This is a genomic window from Streptomyces buecherae, from assembly GCF_014295035.1.
GTDB classification, from domain to species: Bacteria; Actinomycetota; Actinomycetes; order Streptomycetales; family Streptomycetaceae; genus Streptomyces; species Streptomyces youssoufiensis.
Genome location: NZ_CP060404.1, coordinates 5121236 through 5144464 on the forward strand (window position 1 = coordinate 5121236; position 23229 = coordinate 5144464).

General features: G+C 75.3%; 17 protein-coding genes. 8 read left to right on the forward strand and 9 right to left on the reverse strand.

Annotation, left to right across the window (positions count from 1 at the left end; genetic code table 11):
• Positions 1 to 295: 295 nt before the first annotated feature.
• Both H7H31_RS20125 and H7H31_RS20130 read left to right on the forward strand, forming a co-directional pair.
• Positions 296 to 772, forward strand: a complete 477-nt coding sequence (locus H7H31_RS20125) for a hypothetical protein (RefSeq protein ID WP_187061293.1) — start codon at positions 296 to 298, stop codon at positions 770 to 772.
• Positions 773 to 1011: 239 nt separating this feature from the next.
• Positions 1012 to 2466, forward strand: a complete 1455-nt coding sequence (locus H7H31_RS20130) for a hypothetical protein (RefSeq protein WP_187117990.1) — start codon at positions 1012 to 1014, stop codon at positions 2464 to 2466.
• Between the two features lie 254 nt (positions 2467 to 2720).
• Here H7H31_RS20130 and H7H31_RS20135 read toward each other — a convergent pair whose 3' ends face one another.
• The 4 genes from H7H31_RS20135 to H7H31_RS20150 all read right to left on the reverse strand — a co-directional run bounded on the left by H7H31_RS20135 (position 2721) and on the right by H7H31_RS20150 (position 7048).
• The gene (locus tag H7H31_RS20135; protein WP_187059633.1) at positions 2721 to 3683 is read right to left on the reverse strand and encodes an ABC transporter substrate-binding protein; all 963 of its coding nucleotides are present in this window, start codon (positions 3681 to 3683) and stop codon (positions 2721 to 2723) included.
• Between the two features lie 188 nt (positions 3684 to 3871).
• Positions 3872 to 4804, reverse strand: a complete 933-nt coding sequence (locus H7H31_RS20140) for an ABC transporter ATP-binding protein (RefSeq protein WP_187060023.1) — start codon at positions 4802 to 4804, stop codon at positions 3872 to 3874.
• Positions 4801 to 5904, reverse strand: coding sequence for a FecCD family ABC transporter permease (locus H7H31_RS20145; RefSeq protein WP_187060024.1), 1104 nt, complete (start codon positions 5902 to 5904; stop codon positions 4801 to 4803). The genes H7H31_RS20140 and H7H31_RS20145 overlap by 4 nt, the downstream gene beginning before the upstream one ends.
• A gap of 115 nt (positions 5905 to 6019) precedes the next feature.
• Positions 6020 to 7048, reverse strand: a complete 1029-nt coding sequence (locus tag H7H31_RS20150; protein WP_187060025.1) for a FecCD family ABC transporter permease — start codon at positions 7046 to 7048, stop codon at positions 6020 to 6022.
• An 88-nt stretch (positions 7049 to 7136) separates the two neighbouring features.
• Between H7H31_RS20150 and H7H31_RS20155 the strand changes: the two genes are divergently transcribed.
• Complete coding sequence (locus H7H31_RS20155) at positions 7137 to 7934, forward strand: HAD family hydrolase (RefSeq protein ID WP_372456058.1); 798 nt, start codon at positions 7137 to 7139, stop codon at positions 7932 to 7934.
• Positions 7935 to 8120: 186 nt separating this feature from the next.
• Here H7H31_RS20155 and H7H31_RS20160 read toward each other — a convergent pair whose 3' ends face one another.
• Positions 8121 to 8357, reverse strand: coding sequence for a hypothetical protein (locus H7H31_RS20160; RefSeq protein WP_176162245.1), 237 nt, complete (start codon positions 8355 to 8357; stop codon positions 8121 to 8123).
• Between the two features lie 194 nt (positions 8358 to 8551).
• Here H7H31_RS20160 and H7H31_RS34630 point away from each other — a divergent pair, with 194 nt between their 5' ends.
• The 3 genes from H7H31_RS34630 (at position 8552) to H7H31_RS20175 (ending at position 12738) form a co-directional block, all read left to right on the forward strand.
• Complete coding sequence (locus H7H31_RS34630) at positions 8552 to 8935, forward strand: cold-shock protein (protein ID WP_187060589.1); 384 nt, start codon at positions 8552 to 8554, stop codon at positions 8933 to 8935.
• A 468-nt stretch (positions 8936 to 9403) separates the two neighbouring features.
• On the forward strand, positions 9404 to 10387 hold the full coding sequence (locus tag H7H31_RS20170; protein ID WP_187060590.1) for a TetR/AcrR family transcriptional regulator: 984 nt from the start codon (positions 9404 to 9406) through the stop codon (positions 10385 to 10387).
• Between the two features lie 317 nt (positions 10388 to 10704).
• Positions 10705 to 12738: a neutral/alkaline ceramidase gene (locus H7H31_RS20175; protein ID WP_232109974.1), complete on the forward strand. Its 2034-nt coding sequence runs from the start codon at positions 10705 to 10707 to the stop codon at positions 12736 to 12738.
• 144 nt (positions 12739 to 12882) lie between these two features.
• Here the strand turns inward: H7H31_RS20175 and H7H31_RS20180 are convergent, their stop codons facing one another.
• The 4 genes from H7H31_RS20180 to H7H31_RS20195 all read right to left on the reverse strand — a co-directional run bounded on the left by H7H31_RS20180 (position 12883) and on the right by H7H31_RS20195 (position 17661).
• On the reverse strand, positions 12883 to 13785 hold the full coding sequence (locus H7H31_RS20180; RefSeq protein ID WP_187060592.1) for a 1,4-dihydroxy-6-naphthoate synthase: 903 nt from the start codon (positions 13783 to 13785) through the stop codon (positions 12883 to 12885).
• 92 nt (positions 13786 to 13877) lie between these two features.
• Positions 13878 to 14876, reverse strand: coding sequence for a futalosine hydrolase (mqnB, locus tag H7H31_RS20185; RefSeq protein WP_187059567.1), 999 nt, complete (start codon positions 14874 to 14876; stop codon positions 13878 to 13880).
• Between the two features lie 275 nt (positions 14877 to 15151).
• Positions 15152 to 15679, reverse strand: a complete 528-nt coding sequence (locus H7H31_RS20190) for a hypothetical protein (protein WP_232109975.1) — start codon at positions 15677 to 15679, stop codon at positions 15152 to 15154.
• Positions 15680 to 15705: 26 nt separating this feature from the next.
• Positions 15706 to 17661 carry an MFS transporter gene (locus tag H7H31_RS20195; RefSeq protein WP_372456057.1) on the reverse strand — a complete coding sequence of 652 codons (1956 nt, stop codon included), beginning with the start codon at positions 17659 to 17661 and terminating at the stop codon, positions 15706 to 15708.
• Positions 17662 to 18200: 539 nt separating this feature from the next.
• Between H7H31_RS20195 and H7H31_RS20200 the strand changes: the two genes are divergently transcribed.
• Together H7H31_RS20200 and H7H31_RS20205 are read left to right on the forward strand one after the other, a co-directional pair.
• Positions 18201 to 19241: a DUF3027 domain-containing protein gene (locus tag H7H31_RS20200; RefSeq protein WP_187060108.1), complete on the forward strand. Its 1041-nt coding sequence runs from the start codon at positions 18201 to 18203 to the stop codon at positions 19239 to 19241.
• 369 nt (positions 19242 to 19610) lie between these two features.
• A complete protein-coding gene (locus H7H31_RS20205) occupies positions 19611 to 23201 on the forward strand; it encodes a sacsin N-terminal ATP-binding-like domain-containing protein (protein WP_187060028.1) in 3591 nt (1196 codons plus the stop codon).
• The last annotated feature ends 28 nt before the right edge of the window (positions 23202 to 23229 follow it).

Sequence of the window (23229 nt, forward strand, 5' to 3'; positions counted from 1 at the left end):
ACCTGCGGCTTTATCGCGCTGTACCCCGGTTTTTTGCAACTTCCGCCAACTCCGACCTATCGCTCAAGTTCGGCAGATCGCCCATACAGCCCCCTGTGGATGAGGCTTTCCAGGCTATCGCCCTGCTCGCGGTCCAGCACTTGGCTCGACACCCTCGACACAGCCTCGGTCGACAGGGGTGACCATCCGCCGCAAGGTGACCATCGCGCTCGTCGTCTGCGCCTCTCAGAACGGTCCGCGCTTCCGAAGAGCGGCTCAGGGACATGTATTCCTAGTCTCACAGGAAGAGGTCTTCATGCGTCTCGGAATCACCGGACACCGTGGGCTCACGGCGCAGGTCGAGGAGAAGGTCAGGGCCCTACTCGCCGACACGATCCGTCAGTTCGCCCCGGCTGGGCTGTGCGGGGTCTCGTGTCTGGCTGACGGTCCCGACGCGTGGTTCGCCGAGATGGTCATCGAGCACGGCGGTCGGTGTGAGGCGGTCGTGCCGGCCGAGGAGTACCGGGCCGGTCTGCCCGCCTGGCACCACGCGACGTACGACGCCCTGCTGGCGCAGGCGGCCAGGGTCCACAGGACGGGCCTACAGCGCTCTGACGCACAGGCTCACATGGCGGGTAGCGAAATCCTGGTGGGTCTGGTCGATCGACTCATCGCCGTGTGGGACGGGCTCCCGGCTCGCGGTTACGGAGGTACGGCGGACGTCGTGGCGTACGCCGAACGCACGGGTGTTCCGGTGGCCGTCGTGTGGCCCGAGGGCGCGACGCGTGGCTGAGGACCCGGGCCCCACCGAAGAAGAACGCCACCGGCATAGCCGGGTCGGCGTCACCAGCCGCCGCCCGACCCGCACCACACCCGGGTAACAGCCCGCCGTCACAGCCCCGCACACCACCCACATGCAGCCCACTCCCACCCGGAACAACCCACCCGTGGCGCTTGTGCCCCCCAACGCGGTCGAAACGGTAACGTCGGAACAGTTCAGGGCGCCAACGTTCCGGATTCGCAGGGGTTTTGGTGGGGATCGAGAGCGATCAGCTCGTTTATGACTATCTGGGCAAGGTCGGCGACCTCGCCCAGCAGCAAGGGCTGCTCTCGGGCGATCGGGTGCGGCTGGTCTCCGAGTTGCGGGCCGACATCGATCGGCGGCGGGCCGCCATGGCGGGTGGGGACAACCCCGCCGCGGTGAAGAAACTGCTCGCGAAGATCGGGACGCCGGCCGAGGTGGTGGTCGCGGCGGGGGGTCGGCCTCCCGGGACGCCCGCGCCGATCGAGCCCTCGCACATCGAGCCGGGGCCGAACTCCGCCGCGCGTCAGCAGGACGCCGGCGCGGGCCGGCCGGCCGGTGGCGGGGCCACGGCGGGGGACGGCGGGGCCGACCGTACGGGGATCTTCTCGGCCGCCGACCAGGCCACCCGCGCGGCCCGCGAGAAGCTGTCCCAACTGACCGACCTCAGCGCCTTCACGGCCAATCTGACCAGTGGGTTCACCGGCAGGGCCCCGTCCCAGCGGCGGGGCGACGACCGGTCGGCCCGCCGCACCGTACGCCCCGCCACCCCGGACGTACCGGCACAGCCGCAGCCACAGCCGGCGGCCGAGCGGCCGGCCGGGCCGCGGATGCGGAAAGAGGCGGCGGGGGAAGCGGAGACGGCAGAGGCGGCGGAGGGAGGGGAGGACGCGGAGGGCTTCGGCGCGCCGGCCCCCGCGTACCCGCCCCGGCCACGGTTCCGGCCGCCGGGCGCGGCTTCGCCGCCGCACCTCGCCGGCGAGGACGAACTCGGGCCGCGTGAGTCGAACCCCGACTGGTGGCTCAGCGAGCCGGGGCCGCTGGAGGTCAGCCCGTTCGACGGCGGCGTGTTCGCGCCGCAGGGGCCGGGGCCCGGCTACGTGGACGGGTTCGTCGGCGGCATCGACCTGCCTGACCTGCTCAAGCCGCCGGGGGAAACGGGCCCCGGGGCCAAGCCGGTCGAGAAGCTTCCGGATGGTGCGGTCCCCGACATCACCTCGGGGAAGCTCGTGGACGGCGCGCCGGGTGGCGAGGGTGGCGGGAAGCGTCGCGGGCTGCTGCGGCGGGTGTTGCGGCGGCGCGGCGGCGAGGGCGGCGGTGGCGGTGGCGCCGGGGGCGGCGGTGGGTCCATCGCCTGGTTGGCGGTGGTGGCCGCGCTCCTGCTGGTCGCGGGCGGCGCGTTCGGCAGTTGGATCGCGCTGGGCCTCGGCTGGGTCCTCGCGTACAACACGCGCGGCCTCACCCGTGGCGAGACCAACTTCGCCACCATCGGCGTGCCCAGCCTCGCGGTGTTCGGCGGCATGGTGTGGCTGTGGGGGCGGTTCGAGGAGCGTTGGGGCGCGGCCATCCCGGAGGACGGCATGGGCGACGCCCTCGCCGACACGGCCCCCGCGGTCATCCGCGCCGCCGCGTTCGGGTCGGCGCTGTACCTGGTGTGGCGCGTGCAGCGGAAGCGCAGCGGCTGAGCCCCACCCCGCGCGTAGCACCACGGTCGTAGTCCCTCGGTGCCGCGTTCCACCGCGCGTAGCGCCACCGTAAGAGTGGAAGCTACGAGCTGAGTCGTAGGGGCTGATTCGTACGGGCTGAGTCGTACGAGCCGAGTCGTACGGGAACGAGCGGCACCCCGCTCCGCCCGGCGTACGCGCCCCGAGCCGCGCCGCCCGGCGCACGCGCGCCGGGCGGTACCGCTGAGTGCGGGGCGGGGCAGGTCGGACTCAGGTCACTTCTTCGTCAGGTGACCCTGCATCTCGTCGAGGATCTTGTTGGCGGCGGTGTAGCCGATGCCCTGGATCCAGAGCTGGTCGTCCACCGTGTGGACCTTGCCGTTCTTGACGGCGCCCATCTTCTTCCACAGGCCGCTGGCGGTCGCCTTCGTCTCGCCGGCCTTCTTCGGGTCGCCGTAGGTGGAGGTGAAGATGACGTCCGCGTCCGCCTTGTCGATCTGCTCGGGGCTCACGTCGTACGAGAAGCCGTCCTTGGCCTTGTCGGTGATGGCGGGGCGGCCGAGGCCGGCGTCGGCGAGGATGGTGGCGATGTAGTTCTTCTTGCCGTAGATCCGGATGTCGGCGCCCTCGATGAAGCGGACGACGTTGACCTCGGTCTGCTTGGCCTTGGCCGGGCCGCCGATGGCGTCGGTGACGCGGCCGGCGTGGGCGGTGTAGTCCGAGGTGACCTTCTTGGCCTCGGCGGTCTTGCCGAGCGCGGCGGCGTGTACCTGGAAGTTCTCCTTCCACGGGTAGCCGGTGGTCTCCGTCATCACCGTGGGCGCGATGGCGCTGAGTTCCTTGTAACGGGTGGCGTCGCGGTCCTTGTTGGTGAGGATCAGGTCCGGCTTGAGGCTGGCGATGGTCTCCAGGTTCGGCGCGGCGATGGTGCCGACGTCCTTGATGCCCTCGACCTTCTCCTTCGGCAGGTAGTTGAGGAAGCCCGAGGCCACGTCGGCCCGCACGGCGCCGACCGGCTTGACGCCCAGCGTGATCGCGGAGTCCAGTTCGGCGGTGTCCAGCACCACGACGCGCTTCGGCGACTCCGGCACCTTCACGTCACCCATGGCCGTCTTGACCGTGCGCTTCTTGCCGTCCGACGAGTCGTCGGAGTCCGCGCTACACGCGGTCAGGCCCACGGTCGTGACCAGCGCGAGCGAGGCGACGCCGAGGGTGCGGCGGTAGGGGAGGTGGGTCATGGTCTGACCTTTCTGCCGTCCGTACGGAGGGTCGTACGGGAGGGGACGAGAGCGGGGGTGGGAGAGGGAAGAGCGGGGACGGGGGAGGGAGCGTGGCCGCGTGACGTACAGCCACGGGACTACGGGCCTGCGGGACTAGGAGTCGGCCCGTGGGACTACGGGGCGGAGTGCCGAGCCGTGCGGTGGGCTCATGCCGAAGCGGGGGCGTCCCGCGCCGGGTCGGTGGGGCGCCAGGGGGTGCCGGGGACGACGAGCGGGCTGCCGGTGACCGGGTCCGGGACGACGACCGAGTCGAGCCCGAAGACCTCGCGTACCAGGTCGGCGGTGACCGTCTCGGCGGGGCTGCCCTGCGCGACGATCTTGCCGGCCTTCATCGCCACCAGGTGGTCCGCGTACCGCGCGGCCTGGTTGAGGTCGTGCAGCACCGCCACGACCGTGCGGCCCCGCTCGTGGTTGAGCTGCCGGACCAGGTCCAACACCTCCACCTGGTGCGCGATGTCGAGGTAGGTCGTCGGCTCGTCGAGCAGCAGCAGGTCCGTCTCCTGGGCCAGCGCCATGGCGATCCACACCCGCTGCCGCTGGCCGCCGGACAACTCGTCCACCGGCCGGTCGGCGAGGGCCGAGACGTCCGTGCGGGCCATCGCGTCCGTAACAGCCCGCTCGTCCGTCTCCGACCACTGGCGCCACCAGCTCTGATGCGGCTGGCGGCCCCGCGAGACCAGGTCCGCGACGGTGATCGCCTCGGGCGCCACCGGCGTCTGCGGCAGCAGGCCGACGGACTGGGCGATCTTCTTCGTCGGGATGCGGTCGAGTTCGGTGCCGTCGAGCAGGACGGCGCCGTGCCGCGGCTTCAGCAACCGGCCGAGCGCGCGCAGCAGCGTGGACTTGCCGCACGCGTTGGGCCCGACGATGACGGTGACCGCGCCCTGCGGGACGGCCAGGTCGAGGCCCTCCACGACCACCCGGTCGTCGTAGGCCAGGGTCAGCCCGCGCGCGGCGAGCCGGCTCTCCGGCCGCCCGGCCCCCTCGCTCGTCTCGGCCCTCTTGCTCGGGGCGGCGTCCCCGGTCCTCCCGGCGTCTGCGGCCGAGGCGGCGGCGTTCGCGGGTGCGGGTTTCGTCATGCCTTGCCTCCGGTGCGGCTGCGGATGATCAGCCAGATCAGGTACGGGGCGCCGATGGCCGCGGTCAGCACGCCCACCGGCAGCTCCGTCGGCGCGAACAGCTTCCGGGCCAGCAGGTCGGCCGTGACCACGATGAACGCGCCCATCAGGGCCGAGCACAGCAGCGGGATCTGCGCGGTGCGGGTCATCCGGCGGGCGATCTGCGGGGCCAGCAGCGCGACGAAGTCCACCGGTCCCGCGGCCCCGGTCGCCAGCGCCGCGAGCACCACGCCGAGCAGCACGAGCCCGAGCCGTATCCGGCCGAGCCGCACGCCGAGCGCGGTGGCCGTGTCGTCGTCCAGCGCCACCGCGCGCTGCGCCCGCGCGGCCCACATCACGCACGGCAGCAGCACGAGCAGGGCCAGCGTCAGCGGGTTGGCCTCGTCCCAGCCGCGCCCGTTGAGCGAGCCGGTCATCCAGACCTGGGCCTGCTGGGCGACCAGATAGTCACCCTTGGTCAGGAAGAGCTGCGTGATCGAGCGCAGGGCGATCGCGAAGCCGATGCCGATGAGCACGAAGCGCGCCGCGTGCAGCCCGCCGCGCCAGGCGAAGACGTAGACGAGCGCGGCGGCGGCGATGCCGCCGGCGATGGAGAGGTAGGGGAGGACGGCGTACGAGGTGACGCCGTACGTCATCGCGCCCACCGTCAGCGCGCTCGCGCCCTGCGTGACGCCGATGATGTCGGGGCTGGCCAGCGGGTTGCGGGCGACGGTCTGGATCAGCGCGCCGGCCACTCCGAAGGCCGCGCCGACCAGCAGGCCGAGCGTCATCCGCGGCAGCCGCAGGGTCTCCACGACGAGCCGGTCGGGCGAGGGCTGGCCCGCGAGCACCCGCACCACCTCGCCGGGCGGTACGAAGCTCTCGCCGACCGAGAGGTACAGCACGCCGACGGCGGCCAGCAGCACGGCCAGCACGCCGGCGACGACGGTGGCCCGCCGGTGCAGCAGGAAGGCCCCGCGACCGGCGCGCACCAGCGCGTACCCGGCCGGCCGCGCGCCCGGGCGCGCGCCTGCGGCCACCGTACGGCCGCCGCCCGCCGGGCCGGTCTCGACGGCGCTCATCGGCGCGCCTCGCGATCGCCGGTGCCGCGCGGGCCGCTCGTCTCCGGCCCTGTCCGGTGCGTGGTGGGCGACATGTGGAGGTCAGGCGCGGTGTGGGCCGCGCTCGGGGTGCCGGTCACGCGGCCACCGCCTTTCGACGTACGAGCGCCACCAGGAACGGCACGCCGATCAGGGAGGTCATCACGCCGGCCGGCACCTCGCTCGGCGGGAAGACGATCCGGCCGACGGTGTCCGAAACCAGCAGCATGACGGGGCCGATGAGGGCGGCCATCGGCAGCACCCAGCGGTGGTCGGTGCCGACGACGGCGCGGGCGATGTGCGGCACGGCCAGGCCCACGAACGCGATCGGGCCCGCCGCCGCGACGCCCACCCCGGTGAGCACCGCCGCGCCGAGGCCGCCGACGATCCGTACGGTGGCGACGTTCTGGCCGAGCCCCCTGGCGACGTCCTCGCCGAGCGCCAGGGCGTCGAGCCCGCGCGCGACCGAGGCCACCAGCACCACGCCCACCAGCAGGAACGGCCATATCTGGGCGGCCACTTCGGCGTCCCGGCCGGAGAGCGAGCCGACCTGCCAGAAGCGGAACTCGTCCAGCGCCGCGGCCTTCGTGGTGAGCACCGCCATGGTCACCGAGACCAGCAGCGCGTTGATGGCGGCGCCCGCGAGCGCCAGCTTCACCGGGGTCGCGCCGCCGCGCCCGCGCGCGGCGATGGCGTACACGAGCACGGCCGCGACCCCCGCGCCGGCGAAGGCGAACCACACGTATCCGGTCAGCGTGTGCACCGAGGCGTACGCGATGGCGAGCACCACCGCCACCGACGCGCCCTGGCTGATGCCGAGGATGCCGGGGTCGGCGATGGGGTTGCGGGTGATGCCCTGCATCACCGTGCCCGCCATGGCCAACGCGGCCCCCACCATCACCCCCACCACCGTGCGCGGCAGGCGCATCGAGCGGACCACCTCGGCCGCGTCGCTGCCGCCGCCGTGCAGCAGCGCGTCGAAGACCGCGGATGGCGCGATCTGGCGGCTGCCGATCGCGAGACTGAGCAGCATGGCGAGCAGCAGGGCCAACACGGCGAGCGCCGTCCAGCCGATGCGGCGGCTGACCAGGGAGGCCCTGGCGCTGCTGGTCGGGACGGCTGACATCGTGCCCTTCACATCGCGCGCGGTGGGATGAGTGGATCTTGAGCAGGTGGTTAGGTCAGGCTAAGTGTAAGGGGCGGGGCGCGGCAGAATATCGACCATGTCTTCGCATCCGCACCAGCCCCCGCAGCCGTCACAGCACCCCCAGCCGGCCCCGCGCCGGGCCGATCCGCGGCCGGGCACCGGCGACGCGCCGCCCTTCCTGACGGTCGGCTTCGACCTCGACATGACCCTGATCGACTCCCGACCCGGCATCAAGGCCGCATACCAGGCACTCGCGGCAGAGACCGGCACCTTCATCGACGCGGACCTCGCCATCACCCGGCTCGGCCCGCCGCTCGAACAGGAGCTGGCGCACTGGTTCCCCGACGACCAGATCCAGCCAGTCGGTGATCGCTACCGCGCGCTGTATCCCACCCACGCCATCGCCCCCACCCCGGCACTGCCGGGCGCCCGCGAGGCCATCGCCGCGGTGCGGGGGTACGGGACGGGACCGGAGGCCGACGAGGCGGGCGTCGGCGGCGAGGGCGCGGGCGTCGACGCCGGGCGGGTGGGGGCCGTCCGTGGCCGGGCGATCGTCGTCACGGCCAAGCACGAGCCCAACGCCAAGCTGCACCTGGCCCACCTCGGGATCGAGCCCGACGCCGTCGTCGGCTGGCTGTGGGCCGAGGCCAAGGCGGAGGCGCTGCGCGAGTACGGGGCCAGCGTGTACGTCGGCGACCACGTCGGGGACGTGCGCGGCGCCCGCACCGCGGGGGCGCTCGCGGTGGCGGTGGCGACCGGCCCGTGCGACGCGGAGGAGCTGCGCGCGGCCGGGGCCGACGTCGTCCTCGCGGACCTCACGGAGTTCCCCGCCTGGTGGCGCTCGTACGTGAGCGAGCTGGCCTGACCCACGGGCCGTTCCGACGCGCCCACCGCGCCAGCGCGCCCACCCCGTACGCGCACGCCGGGGCGGGCGCGCGGGCGCACCGGCGTGCGGGGAGCCGAAGGCCGCGTGTCGGGGAACGGGCTCCGAGGACCGGGCCCGGCGGGCTGGGTCCGGTGGGCCGGGCCCGGTGCGGCAGCGCTCGGAGGGTTACGCGGCGGACCTGGCCTGGCGGCGCTGCGCGGCGATCGACGTCAGCAGGCCGGCCCCGGCGATCACGAAGCCGACGCCCATCAGCATGGACACGAAGTACGCGGGCGTGGGCAGCCGGTCGAGCCCGAGCAGCAGCGGGGCCACCGTGACCAGCGTGCCCACCGCGCCGACCAGGAAGACGATCGCGCCGATGCGGACCAGGAGATCCCCAGTACGGGAAGTTTCATTACTCACGCGACCAGGGTAGGTCCCCTACCTGCAACAGGGAGACTCCTGTCGGTCATTACCGAGCAGGAACGACCCGGGTACGTCTTGTCACCAGGCTCCGGACCATTAGCCTTGGTGCCGGCGGGTCTTGCGACCCGCTGTAGTGCTATCCAGAGCTGTTTTCCGTTGTTTCCCGACGAGTTACGAGGACGAGGACAGACGTGCCTACCGGCAAGGTCAAATGGTTCAACAGCGAGAAGGGCTTCGGCTTTCTCTCCCGCGACGACGGCGATGACGTCTTCGTCCACTCGTCGGTGCTCCCCGAAGGCGTCGAGGCGCTCAAGCCAGGCCAGCGCGTGGAGTTCGGGGTCGTCGCGGGGAACCGCGGTGACCAGGCGCTTTCGGTGACTCTGCTGGACCCGACCCCGTCGGTCGCGGCGGCCCAGCGGCGCAAGCCCGACGAGCTGGCCTCGATCGTCCAGGACCTGACGACGCTTCTGGAGAACGTCACCCAGCAGCTCGAACGGGGCCGCTACCCCGACAAGGCCCAAGGCGCCAAGATCGCGGGCATGCTGCGCGCGGTGGCGGACCAGCTCGACGTGTAGCGGAGCAGCGGACAGCGCATCCGGGGGCCGGCAGGCACCGACCCTCTCCCGGGCCCGGCGGCCTCCATCGACCCGCCGGGCCCGCGCCGTGTGGCCCCGGGCCGCGAGGGCCGGGCCGTGCGGTGACGCGCCGGGCTCGGCCGGAGGGCGCGCCGTGCGCCGCACGCCACCGCGCGCGACCCGGCGCGCCGCGCCCCGCGTCCGCCCCCCGACAGGTCGGCCCGCCCCGCCCCGCCCCCTCGTACGCCGACGCAGCCGTCGCACGCGTCGTACGCCGTCGCGCACCGGGGCGTGGTGCGGACGGTGCCGGGCGAATCGCGTACGCCGGTGCGCGGGCCGGGTGGGGAGGACGCGCCGGTGGCGTGCGCCGGCTGGTGCGCCGGGGCGGCCACGCTATGGGGACATCCCTTCTCGTTTCCGCCTTTCCGTGTCATCGCCAGGCAGCCCCCGCTTCGGTTAGATGGGTGGATGAACGCTCAGCCAGCGGAGCCCACGCGAGCCGCCCCGGCCCGCTCGACGCCCGACCCCGTGGTCTCCCCGAGCGCGCTGCGCCGCGAGCCCCGGCAGCGGCGCAGCCGCGAGAAGGTGGACCGCATCATGGACGCTGCGGTGGGGCTGGTGGTGCGCGAGGGGTACGCGGCGGCCACCACCACCCGCATCGCCGAGGCCGCCGGCGTCGGCCTGGCCACGCTGTACGGCTTCTTCACCGACCGCAGAGCGGTCTTCCGGGCCGCGTCCGCCCGAAACCTGGACGCCTTCCTCGGCCGGCTCGACCAGTTGCTCGCGCGGGCCGGGTTCACGCACTGGTCGGAGGCGGCGACGGCCGGCTTCGACGAGTACGTGCGGATGTCGCGGGCCGACGTCGGCTTTCGGATGGTGCTCTTCGGGGACGTGGCCGACGACCGGTTGTTGGCCGAGGGGCGGCGCAACGACGAGGTGGTGGCGGACCGGCTGGCCGAGCTGATCGGCACGCGGTTCGGGGTCGTGGTGGACGACCGGCTGCGCACCGCGCTGCTGACGGCCGTCGCCGCCGGCGACGCGCTGGTCAAGCTCGCCTTCGAGTGCGACCCCGAACAGGGTGACCCGGCCGTGCTGGCCGAGGCCCGGCGCGTCGTGCAGGGGATCTTCGAGCGCGGCGGGCCACGGGAGTACGGCGCGCCGGCCGCGCGGCCAGCGCCCCCGGCCGACCAGGCCGCCCCGGCTGCCCCGGCTGCCTCAGCCCTAGCAGGCCCGGCCCCCGCAACCGCAACCCCAGCAGCCGCGACCCCCGCCGACCAGGCCGCCTCGGCCCTCGCGGCCCCGCCCGTCGCGCCGCCCCCGGCGCGCCAGGCCGACCCGGCTTCCTCGACCGCCGTCGCGCTACCGGGCGCGCGGGAAGGCGAAACGGGCTCGGGAAGCGAGGGTTCCGCTCCCGCCGAACGGGGTGCGGGCGGGGGCCCAGCGGTGGCGTGAAAGCTGAGTACCTTTTCGGTTTACGTGGTCGGCGTATTGACCCGGGAGTAAGTACGGTCCCATTCTGAGCCGCAAGCGCCGGCCCGGGCGCATCCTCCCGGAGGCCGTACCGGGGCCGCCCCACCCCTCACAGTCAGGCACCGCGTATGTCGTTACGCACGTTGTGTCCGTCGCGCGGTCCTTTCGGGCGCGCCCCCCTGACCATCCGTACGCCCCACCGTGGACGCGGGCTCCGGCGCCGCGCGGCGGCCCCACCGCGCGCCGCCGGCCGTCCCGCCCCCGCGCGCCGCGCCGCCGCGCGGGCCGCGCTCGGCGCGTTGCTCGCCGCGGTGTTGGCCGCCGGCCTCGCCGCGCCGGGCCCGGCGGCGGCCGACCCGGCTCCGGCCGCCGCCGGCGGAGCCGCCGCCGAGGGCGGCGGCTACCGGGTCGGGGTGGGCATCGCCGACGTCACCGGGGAGGCCGCCGAGGTCGGCATGATGGGGTACGCCCGGCTCGACCAGCGGACCTCGGGCATCCACACCCGGCAGTGGGCGCGCGCCTTCGTGATGGAGCAACCGGGCGGCGGGCGCACGGCGTTCGTCAGCGCCGACGTCGGAATGATCATGCAGGGCGTGCACCAGGAGGTGCTGCGCCGGCTCGCCGAGCGCCTGGGCCAGCGCTATACCGAGAGCAACGTCGTCCTCTCGGCCACCCACACCCACGCCGGCCCCGGCGGCCACGGGCACGACGTGCTCTACAACCTCACCACGCTCGGGCACCAGAAGAAGACGTACGAGGCGATCGTCTCCGGCATCGTGGCGGCCGTCGTCGCCGCCGACGCCGACCGAGCCCCCGGCACCGTGAAGATCGCCACCGGCGAGTTGAAGGGTGCGAACGTCAACCGGTCGGCGGCGGCCTTCCGCCGCAACCCCGCCGCCGAGCGGGCCCGCTTCCCGGGCGAGGTGGACACCCGGATGACCGTGCTCCGCTTCGAGCGGGCGGGCCGGCCGGTGGGCATGCTGAGCTGGTTCCCCACCCACGCCACTTCCATGACCCCGAAGAACACGCTGATCAGCGCCGACAACAAGGGGTACGCCAGCTACCGGGTCGAGCACGACGCCTTCGGTGTGACCGCGGCCGACCGTGGCCGGTTCGTCGCCGCGTTCGCGCAGACCAACGCCGGCGACATGTCACCCAACCTGCGCGACGGCGGTGCCCACGGCCCCACCGACGACGAGTTCGAGAACACCCGGATCATCGGGGAGCGGCAGGCCGCCAAGGCGCTCGAACTCTTCAACGGCGCCACGGAGGAGCTGCGCGGCCCCATCGACCACCGGCAGCGCTACGTCGACTTCTCCGCCGTGGACGTGGCCGGCCGCTACACCCCCGATGGCCAGCCGCACCGCACGTGCCAGGCCGCGCTCGGGCAGGCGTTCACCGCCGGCGCCGAGGACGGCCCGGGGCCGGACCTGGTGGACGAGGGAGAGTTGAGGGCCAACCCGTTGGTGGTCGGCCTCGGCGCGGTGCTCAACCCGGCGCCGCCCGGGCTGCGCCGCTGCCAGGCGCCGAAGCCGGTCTTCCTGGCCACCGGCGCGCAGCGGCCGGCCTGGACGCCGCAGGTCCTGCCGGTGCAGATCGTGCGCATCGGGCAGCTCACCCTCACCGCGGCCCCGGCCGAGTTCACCATCGCGGCCGGCCACCGGGTCACCGACACGGTCGCCGCCGAACTCGGCGACTCTTCACGGCACACCGTGTTCGCCGGCTACTCCAACGCGTACAGCCAGTACGTCACCACGCCGCAGGAGTACGACGCCCAGCACTACGAAGGGGCCTCGACGCACTTCGGCCGCTACACCCTCCCCGCCTACCAGCAGGAGTTCGCGCGCCTCGCCCAGGCGCTGCGGGCCGGCGAGCCGACGCCGAGCCAGACCCGGCCGGCCTGGCGCGGCGACCACCAACCGAGCCTGAACCCCGGTCCGGTGCTCGACGCGCCGCCCGCGGGGCGGGAGTTCGGGGACGTACGCGACCAGCCGGCGGCGGACGGCTACCGGCGCGGCGAGCGCGCCAGCGCCACCTTCTTCACCGGCCACCCCAACAACGACCTGCGCACCGGCTCCACCTTCCTGGAGGTGCAGCGCCGCGATCCGGGCGCGCCGGGCGGCTGGCGCACGGTGGCCACGGACGACGACTGGTCCACCACCTACCGCTGGCAGCGCGCCTATCTGGCGGTCTCCACGGCCACCCTGACCTGGGACATCCCGCGCGAGGCCGAGCCGGGCACGTACCGCCTCGTCCACCACGGCGACGCCCGCGCGCTGACCGGCGGGATCAGCCCCTTCACCGGCGCCAGCCGCCCCTTCACCGTCCACTGAGGCCGCGCCCACGGCCCGTGCCCGCGCCCACGGCCCGCGCCGACGGCCCGCGCCCACGTCGACGGCCCCGCCCCCTCGCGTTCGGGAGGGGCGGGGTCGTCGGCGTACGGGAGGAGCCGGCGCGGCTCAGCCGAACGTGGGCGCTCAGGCGAAGTCGAGCGCGCCCGGGGCCAGCGCGGGCACCAGGCCCTCGGCCGCGGCGCGGGTGAGCAGGCCGCGCACGGCGGCGTAGCCGTCCTCGCCGAGGTCGGCCGTGAACTCGTTGACGTACAGGCCGATGTGCTGGTCGGCCACGGCCGGGTCCATCTCCTGCGCGTGTTCGAGGACGTACGGGCGCGAGGCCAGCGGGTCGTCCCAGGCCATCCGCACCGAGGCGCGCGCCGCGTCCGCCAGCTCGCGCAGCCGCTTGGCGCCCAGCGCGCGCCGGGCGATGATCGCGCCGAGCGGGATGGGCAGCCCGGTGGTGGCCTCCCAGTGCTCGCCCATGTCGGCCAGGCGATGCAGCCCGTAATCCTGGTAGGTGAAGCGCGCCTCGTGGATGACCAGGCCCGCGTCCACCGTGCCGGCCCGCACGGCCGGCATGATCTCGTGGAACGGCAGCACCTTCACCTCGCCCACGCCGCCCGGCACCTCGGTCGCGGCCCACAGCCGGAACAGCAGGTACGCCGTCGACCGCTCGCTGGGCACCGCGACCGTGCGGCCCGCCAGGTCGGCGGCGTCCGCCGGGCCCGAGGTGAGCACCAGCGGCCCGCAGCCGCGGCCGAGCGCCCCGCCGCAGGGCAGCAGCGCGTACTCGTCGAGGACCCAGGGCAGCACCGCGTACGACACCTTCAGCACGTCCAACTCGCCGCGCTCGGCCATGCCGTTGGTGACGTCGATGTCGGCGAAGGTCACGTCGAGCGCGGGCGCCCCCGGGACGCGGCCGTGGGCCCAGGCGTCGAAGACGAACGTGTCGTTCGGACACGGCGAATAGGCGATGCGCAGCGGGCGGTCGTCGCTCCCGCCGGCGCCGGGTGCCGGGTCGGAGAGTTCGGCGCTTTCGGTCATCACGGGGTCCTCCTCGCACGGGGGTGGTCTTGCGGTGGCTCCTACGGCGGGGGAGCGGGGTGCCTTCGCGGGGCCCGGGGCCGGCCTGGGTCCTAGGTCGGCCCGTCGCCCGCCGCCGCCTCGGAGGCCGCCTCGTGCAGCGCTGACGAGCCCCGCGCTGTTCCTGCTGGGTCGGTCGGCGCGCCGTTTTCCGCCATGGCCCGCGGCAGCGCCCGCGCGAGCGCGTCGAAGGCGGCGGTGAGGGCCGCCAGCGCGGCGTCGATCCGCCAGGCGGCCCGGTCGCGCGGGCCCACCGCGTTGGAGACGGTACGGATCTCCAGCACCGGCACCCCGTACGCGGTGGCCGCCTCCGCCACGCCGAAACCCTCCATCGCCTCGGCCAGGGCGCCCGGGTGGCGGGCCATCAGCTCGGCGGCGCGTTCGGCGCTGCCGGTGACCGTCGACACGGTGAGCACGCTCCCGCGCACGCCCCCGGTGGCCTCGGCCACCGCCCGCACCAGGTGCGCGGGCGGCAGGTGCCGGATGGTGCCGAAGCCGAGGTCGGTGACGGCGGCGAAGCCGTCGGGCGTCTCGGCCCCCAGGTCGGCGGCCACGATCGCGTCGGCCACCACCACGGCCGCGAGCGCCACCCCGCCCGGCCGGGCCGCCGCCTGGCCCGCGCCGACCGATCCCGTACCAGCCGAGCCCGCGCCAGCCGATCCCATACCAGCCGATCCCGTACCGGCCGAGCCCGCGCCAGCCGATCCCGTACCGGCCGGCGGTATGGCCGGGGCCACGCCGAAGCCGCCGCCGATGCCGGCGGAGATGACCAGGTCGTACGGGAGGCCGTCGGCCGTCGCGGTGGCCAGGGCGCTGCCGGTGGCGGCGGCCGACGCGGCCGGGCCGACGCCGGCCGCCAGCACGTCGGCGTCCAGCGCCTCCAGCGTCAGGGCGTCGCTCGCGCCGGTGACCGGCAGCGCCAGCCGGTGCCGCGCGTACCCGGGGGCACCGGGCAGGGCGCGTTCCACGCCCTCGAAGGCGCCGGCATCCCGGATGCCCCGGACCACCGCGTCGCGTTCGGCCGGGACCGCGGTAACGATCAGCGCGCGCATGGACTCACGCCCCTTCGTCGTGCACCGCGCTCCATGCGTCCCGCGCGCCCGCACGGCGGGCGGCGGTGCGGCCCGCCGGCGAGCTGGGCCGGCACTCGGTGCAGTGCGGTGTGTGTGGCTGAGGTGGTGCGGGTGGTGCGGGTACTGCGGGTGGACCGGGTGGCGCGGGGTGGTGCCTCCGGCGCCCGGGGCGGTGGGCGTCGCGGGGACGGCCGCCGGCCCGGGCGGGCGGGGACGGCTGGACCCGCGGGGCGGGTGGCGCCCGGCGGGGCTGCCTAGTCCTCGCGCTCCAGGTTGAAGTGCCACATGGCCTTCGGGCCGTCGTTGCCCTTCAGCTCCACGATGGCGATGGTGACCTTGTCACGCATGCCCACCGTCTGACCCGTCTGCGGGTCCTTCTGCTCGAAGAGGGTGTCGCCGTCGAAGCTGCGGTAGTTGTCCTTGCTCGGTTCCTTCATGAGCGGGTTGCTCGACACCATCACCCAGCCGGACTCGCCGATCTCCGGGTCCACGCCGATGCGCACCTTCTCGCCGGGCGCGACCTTGATCGACTTGCCGCCCTTCTTGGAGAGGCAGTCCTTGGTCTTCTTCTCGTTGAGCACCTTGCCGTCGCCGTAGCAGCCGTCGGTGGCCTCGGAGTTCACCGAGCTGGTGCCGACGGTCACGGTCGCGAGGGGGGTCGGCTTGTCACAGGCGGCCAGGGTGATCAGCCCGATGGACACGGCACCAACGGCGGCGGCGACGCGGCGGCCCTTGCGCCAGGACGACATCGAAGTGCGGCTCCGCCGCGTGGCAGTGGTCATGCTGGCAGGCTATCGGGCCGCGCGGATCAAGCCACGCGCGGGTGCGGCGTGCCGCGCCTGGCCGAAGCGAGCAGCCCACGCACGGTGCCGAGCCAGCCGAGCGCGAGGAAGCAGACGGCCGTCGACATGCCGAGGACGCCGTTGAGCGGCAGCGCGATGCCGATCGCGCCGCCGACCACCCACGACATCTGCAGCGCGGTCTCGGAGCGGGCGAACGCGGAGGTACGGACGTTCTCCGGCACGTCGCGCTGGATCAGCGCGTCCAGCGACAGCTTGCCCAGCGCCTGCGAGAGGCCCGCGACGGCGGCCAGCGCGGCGACGGCCACCTGGCTGTAGAGGACGGCCGCCGTGATGGCCGTGGCCAGCGAGGTGGTCAGCACGGCGACGATGATCAGCTCCGGGCCGCGGGCGCGCAGCCCGGCCCCGATCGCGGTGCCGAGCGCGTTGCCCGCGCCCGCCGAGACGGCCACGATGCCCAGCGACAGTTCGGGGCTGAGCCCGCTCAGCGGGTGCTCGCGCAGCATGAAGGCGAGGAAGAGGGTCAGGAAACCGGAGAGGGTGCGCATGGTGGCGTTGGCCGGCCACGCGTGCAGGACGGACGAGCCCACGTTGCGCAGCCCCGGCCGCTTGATCGGCTCCTCGTCCCAGTCCGCGTGCGCTCCGCCGCCGGCGTACGGCACGACCTCCCGCGCCCCGGCCGCTCGCTCTGCCGACTCCTCCCGCGCTGCGTCCTCCTGCGCCGCCTCCTCCCGCGCCGCGTCCTCCCGCGCGGCGGATGGGTCCTGCTCGACGGCGGCGCCGCCCTCGGCGATGGCCGTGCTCGTACCGGTCGTGCTCGTGCCGGGCGTCGTGCTCGCGCCCGCCGTCGTGCTCGTGCTCGCGGCGGCGGTCACGGCTGCCGGCCCGGCCCCGGGCCCGGCCTCGCCCCCGGTTCCGGCTTCCGTCGCGCCCGTCTTCTCGGTGGCCGCGTCGGCGTCGGGCCCGGCGTCGGCGGTGCCGGCCGTGGCAGGGGTGGTGGCGGGCTCGGCGTCCGCTTTCGTCGGCTGGTCCTCCGTCGCCGTCGCCGTGGCCGTCGGCGTCGGTGACGCTCCCGCTGGCGTGCCCTCCGGCGCCCCCGCCGGGGACGTGTCCGGTGTCGGCTCCACCACCGCCGTGGCCGTGGCGCCGGCGGGTTCGGTGGCCTCGGCGGCGATCGAGCCGCGCGGCTGGCCGGGCCGGGCGGCGTGGTGCGGGGCACGAGTGGGGCCGTGGTCGTGGTCGTGGGAGCGCAGGTGCGGCGGGTGGGCGATGACGTGGGCCCGCGCCTCGCCCTTGGCCGAATCCACCTTGTGCGGCAACGTGAAGCACAGGATCGTGCCCATCGTGAAGACCGCGCACGCCCCGTAGAGCGGCCACGCCGGCCCGATCTGGTGCAGCCCCGCGCCGATGGGTGCCGCGAGACCGGTGGCGAGCAGCCCGCCGAGCGTCACCCGCGAGTTCGCCTTGACCAGCGAGAAGCGTGGCGGCAGCAGCCGGGGCACGACCGCGGAGCGCACCACTCCGTACGCCTTGGAGGCGACCAGGACGCCGAGCGCCGCCGGGTACAGCTCAAGCCCGCCGCCGCTGACCACGTCGGCCATCGTCAGCGCGAGCAACGCGCGGGTCAGCATCGCGCTGGCCATCGCCGCGCGGCGGCCGTGCGGAATGCGGTCGAGCAGCGGGCCGATGACGGGGGCGAGGAGCGCGAACGGCGCCAGCGTGATGGCGAGGTAGAGGGCGACCCGGCCGCGCGCCTCGTCGGTCGGTACGGAGAAGAACACGGTCGAGGCGAGCGCGACGGTGATCATCATGTCGCCCGCGGAGTTCACCGCGTGCAACTCGATCAGCTTCCCGAGGCCGGACTCGCCCGCTCCGTGGGCATGCGTCGCCCGCCGCACGCCGCGAGCCGTGCTCGCGAACGGGCGCCGTAGCGTCTGGCCGAACGAGCGCCGCGACCTTCCGATCGCGCCGCCCGCGGCGAACTTCGTGCCTCTCACCACGCCATCGTCTACCCCATCAGGACGAGGTACGCGACTTTCCGCCGCTTCTCCGTCGCGTTTCCCCCACATCCGGGTCGCCGCCGCCCCCTTTCCCGGGCCCGGCCGCGGGCGAGTTCCCCGTGTCGGGCGGCGGTCGGGTGGCGGCCGGACGGCGGGGGAGCGACGGGTAAGCCGTACCGGTCAGGCCACCTCGCGCCGGGCGTCGGGGCGGCGCGAGGGGGCGGTCGGCGGGGGCCCGGGGCGGCGCGCGCACCCCGTGGGGACGAGGCGGGGTGGGGGTGGTGCGGTCCGACAAGGTAGCGTGCCTTACGCGCCACTGGCGGTCGTTCTTGGCCACGCACCGGGTCAGCATCCCGCAGAATGGGACGTAACTGGTGCGCCCGAGGCCGTTCGGGCGCGGACGTCGACGCGGTCCACAGGTCCGCTCCGTCCGCTGTCCCGGCTGCTTGGCCGGCGCGCTCGTGAGACGGCGTAGGAGAGAATCGATTCTTGTGAGTGCTGCGATGCGAAGCCGTACCCCGGACCGCTTGTGCGCCGAGGCGGTCGATCTTGCCCGTGCGGCGGCCGAGGAGGCGGCGTTCCCGGGCCCCGTCGGCGAACACGTCGCCCTCGCGGCCGACGGGGACCGCGTGGTCACCCACTTCTTCGAGTGCGCGGAACCCGGTTACCGGGGCTGGCGCTGGGCGGTGACCGTCGCCCGGGCCTCCCGCGCCAAGGCCGTCACGCTCGACGAGACGGTGCTGCTGCCCGGGCCCGAGGCGCTGCTGGCGCCGGAGTGGGTGCCCTGGAGCGAGCGGCTGCGCCCGGGCGACATGGGCCCCGGCGACCTGCTCCCGACCGAGGCGGACGACCTGCGCCTGGAGCCGGGCTTCACCGGCGAGGACGCACCACCGCCCAACTCCGTCCTGGCCGATGAGGGCTCGCCCGTGCGCGCGGTCGCCGAGGGCGCGGACGGCGCGGGCACCGAGGGCGCCGCCGGCGCCGGGCTTCGCGCTCCGCTCTCCGGCGAACTCGCCCAGCTCGCGGACACCGAGGACGCCGACGTCACGCCCGGTTCCCCGGCGACCCAGCCGGCGCCCGTGGCCGGCGCCCCGGCCACCGCCGCCGACGGCTCCGAACTGCCCGTGATCGGCACGATCGCGGGCGTGGCCCAGGAGCTGGGCCTCGGGCGCGCCCGAGTGCTCTCGCGGTACGGGCTGCACGTGGCGGCCGACCGCTGGGACGAGGCGTACGGGGCGAAGACCCCGATGGCGCAGGCGGCCCCGGCCTCCTGCATGACCTGCGGGTTCCTGGTGCCGCTGACGGGATCGCTGCGGCAGGCGTTCGGGGTGTGCGCCAACGAGTTCAGCCCGGCGGACGGCCGCGTGGTCTCCCTCAGCTACGGCTGTGGCGGCCACTCCGAGGCCGCCGTCATGCCCAAGCCCCCGCGCCCGGCCCCGCCCGTCATCGACGAGACGGTGGTCGACCCGCTGACCCTGCGCCCCGACCGCACCGGCGGCTCCGTGGAGCCCGACGGCCCGGCCGAGGAACTCGGCCACTCCTGACGGGCCCCGGCCCCTTCCGCCCCTCCTGGCCCCTCCGCCACCCCGCCCGTTCCCGTCTGAGTCCGCCCCCGTCCAGGGGCGGCGACCCAGGCGTACACCGGGCCCAGCCCGGCACCGAGCCGCGCCCACCCCGCGCGCGGCGAGCCTCCCCTCGGCATGGGCGACCCCACCCCACCCCGGCCGCCGCTGTCCGCCGCCACTCCGTCGCCACCTGCGGGGTTCGCCCGGTGGACGGGGGGAGTCGGGGAGTACGGCGGGATGGCGGTACGTTCACCGCAGACGTTCACCGCCGGCATGCCGTACGCACCGCGCGTGCGGAGGGCCGACGGACCGGCACAGGGGAGACGACAGGTGAGCAGCAGCACGGCGATGGTGCGCGGCGCGACGGGGGACGCGGACCCGTTCGGTACCGGGCGGCTGCGGCGCGGCGTCCTGGACGCGTGGGCCGCCTCGCCCGCCCGCTTCCGCGAGGACGCCAACGCCGAGGAGGACCTCGCACTCGGCGGCTACCGCGACCGCCTCATCATCGAACTCGCCCAGAACGCCGCCGACGCCGCGGCCCGCGCCCAGGTGCCCGGGCGGCTCCGGCTGACCCTGCACGAGAGCGACCAGCCCGACCAGACAGGCGGGCTGCGCGCGGGCGGTGACGGCACCGGCCTGGCGGTGCTGGCCGCCGCCAACAACGGCGTCCCGCTCGACGCCGCCGGCGCCGAGTCGCTGTCCACGCTCCGCGCCTCCGCTAAGCGCGACGAGGCGCCGGCCGGTGCCGGCGGTCCGGAGGCCGGGTTGGCCGTCGGCCGGTTCGGCGTCGGCTTCGCCGCGGTCCTCGCGGTCAGCGACGAGCCCGCCATCGTGAGCCGTACGGGCGGCGTCCGCTGGTCGCTGGCCGAGGCGCGGGAACTGGCCCGGCAGGCGGCCGACGCGAGCCCGGACCTGGCGGACGAGCTGCGCCGGCGCGAGGGCCACGTGCCGCTGCTGCGGCTGCCGCTGCCCGCCGAGGGCCGCGCGCCCGAGGGCTACGACACGGTCGTGGTGCTGCCGCTGCGCGACGGCGCCGCCGAGGACCTGGCCCGCCGCCTGCTCGACGCGGTCGACGCCTCGCTGCTGCTCACCCTCCCCGGCCTCGCCGAGGTCGTCGTGGAGACCCCGGAGGGAGTCCGCACGCTGCGGCGCCGCCAGGACGGCCCGTACGTGGTCATCGAGGACAGCGCGCACGAGAGCGGCGCCACCCGTTGGCGCGTCGCCCGCGACGGCGGCCCGCTCACCCCCGACCTGCTCGCCGACCGCCCGGTCGAGGAGCGGCTGCGCCCCGTGTGGTCGGTGACCTGGGCGGTGCCGGTGGACGCCGAGGGCGCGCCGGTGCGCATCGGCGGCGGGCCCGCCCTGCCCGACCTCGGCGTGGGCCCGGTGAACGGCGGCGCCCTGGGCGCTGGGCGGGCCGCGCGCGGCGGCGCCGCCCCGGTCGTGCACGCGCCGACCCCCACCGACGAGCCGCTCGGGCTGCCCGCGCTGCTCATCGCCTCCTTCCCGCTGGAGCCCACCCGGCGCCGGGTCGCGCCCGGGCCGCTCACCGACTTCCTGCTGGCCCGCGCCGCCGACGCGTACGCCACGCTGCTCGGCGACTGGCACCCGGTGACGGTCGGCACGCTCGACCTGGTGCCCGAGCCGCTCGGCAAGGGCGAACTCGACGGGACGCTGCGCCGACTGGTCCTCGACCGGCTGCCCCGGGTCGCGTTCCTGCCGAGCGCGGCCACCGCGTACGGGCCGACCGAGGGCGCCGAGGCGGAAGCCGACGCCAAGGCCGTGGCCGACCCCGCCGATCCGTACGCCGAGCCGGCGGCCCACGACGTGCCGGGCGTGCTGCGCCCGGTGGAGGCGGAGGTGCTGGAGGGGGCGGGCGCCGAGACCGTGCGGGTGCTCGCCGACCTCTTCCCGCACCTGCTGCCGGCCGGCCTGGAGCGGCGGGCCGAGCTGCGCGCGCTCGACGTGGGCCGGGTGCGGCTCGGCGAGATGATCGAGCGCCTCGCGGGCGCCGAGCGCCAGCCCGCCTGGTGGCGGCGGCTCTACGACGCGCTGGCCGGCACCGACCCGGAGCTGCTCAGCGGCCTGCCGGTGCCGCTGGCCGGCGCGCCGCTGGGCGGTGGGGCCGGTTGGCGGGGCGAGGCGAGCGGCGCGGTCCGTACGACGATCGGCCCCCGCCAGGTGCTGCTGCCGCTGCCCGACGGCGCCGGCCAGGGCCCCGCGTCGGACGCCGACACGGCCACGGGCACCCACACCGGGGAGGCCGCGGCCCGGCAGCACCGCACGCTGGCCAGGCTCGGCCTCAAGGTGGCCCACCCCGACGCCGTCCACCCGCTCCTGGAGAAGCTGGGCGCGACCCCGGCCACGCCGCGCGCCGTGCTGACCACGCCGCAGGTGCGGGCCGCGGTCGCCGGTTCGCTGGACGCGGCCGACGACGACTTCGACCCGTTCCTGGACGAGGACGCGCCGGGCGGCCCGCTGGACGGCGAGGCGCTGGCCGACACGGTGCTCGCGCTGGTGCGCGACGCCCGGCTGGCCCCCGGCGACGAGCCGTGGCTGGCCGCCCTCGCGCTGCCCGACGAGGACGGCGAACCGGCGCTCGCCGGCGACCTGGTGGTGCCCGGCAGCGACTTCGAGCGCGTCATCCGACCGGGTGAACTGGCCACCTGTGACCCGGAGTTGGTCGAGCGGTGGGGCGAGGAGACGCTCGCGGCCGTGGGGGTGCTCGCCGGCTTCACACTGGTGCGGGCCACCGACGTGGTGCTCGACCCGGACGAGCTGGAACCACGGGACAGCGACTTCCCCGAGCCCGACGACGTGGGCGTGCTCGACGCCGTGGACGTGTGGTGCGAGGACCTGCTCGACGGCCTGGAGCCGACGCCGGTGCCCCCGGTGGCCACCGAGATCGTGGCCGTGCGCGACCTGGACCTGGTGGACGACGACGCCTGGCCGCTCGCCCTCGCCATGCTCTCCCAGCCGCCGCTGCGCGACGCGCTCACCACCCCGGTGCGGGTACTGCTGCCCGGCGGGACCACCGAGACGGTGCGCCCGTACACGGCGTGGTGGCTGCGCGGCCACCCGGTGCTCGACGGCCGGCGCCCGGCCGGGCTGCGGGCCGCCGGCGGCGATCCGCTGCTCGCGGGCCTGTACGAGGCGGCCGACACCGCCGACGTCGACGCCCAGGTGCTGCGCGCGCTCGGGGTGCGCACCACGGTGCGGGCCCTGCTCGACGAGCCGGGCGGAGCCGCCGAACTGCTGGCCCGGCTCGCCGACGAGGACAGCGAGGTCGCCCCGGCCCAACTCCGCGGCCTGTACGGGGCGCTGGGCCAGCTCGCCCCGGAGGAGGTCACCCTCCCGGACGAACTGCGCGCGGTGACGTACGGGCAGGGCGAGTACGCGACTGAGCACGCCGCCGACTACGCGGCCGAGCACGCCGCCGAGTACGCCGTGGAGGTGGTGGACGCGGCGGACGCGCTGGTCGCCGACGCGCCGGACCTGATGCCGCTCGCCATGGCCGAGGCGCGGCCCCTGCTGCCGGTCCCGCCGGCCCGCGCCGCCGACCTGGCGGAACTGCTCCAGGTGCGCCGGCTGAGCGAGGCGTACCCGGCCCCGGTCCTCTCGCACGGCGAGCCGCACGAGGTCGCCGACGCGGTCCGCGAACTGCTGCCTGGCGCTCCGCTGTCGTACGTGGAGCACGAGGAGTTGCTGGTCGAGCTGCGGGCCGCGGACGGCTCGGGCACGCGCCAGGTGGAGCTGGACTGGCGGTACGTGGACGGCACGCTGCACGCGGCCACGGTCGAGGGCGTGGCGGCTGGCCTGTGCTGGGCCGCCGGCCAGTGGGAGCGCCGCTTCGAGGTCGCCGCCCTCCTCGAAGACCCGACCCGTACCGAGGAGTTGGCCCGCTCCCGCTGGTTCGACGGCGCGCCGGGCGCCGCCTGACGGCCAGGGGAGGGGCGGGGGCAGGCGC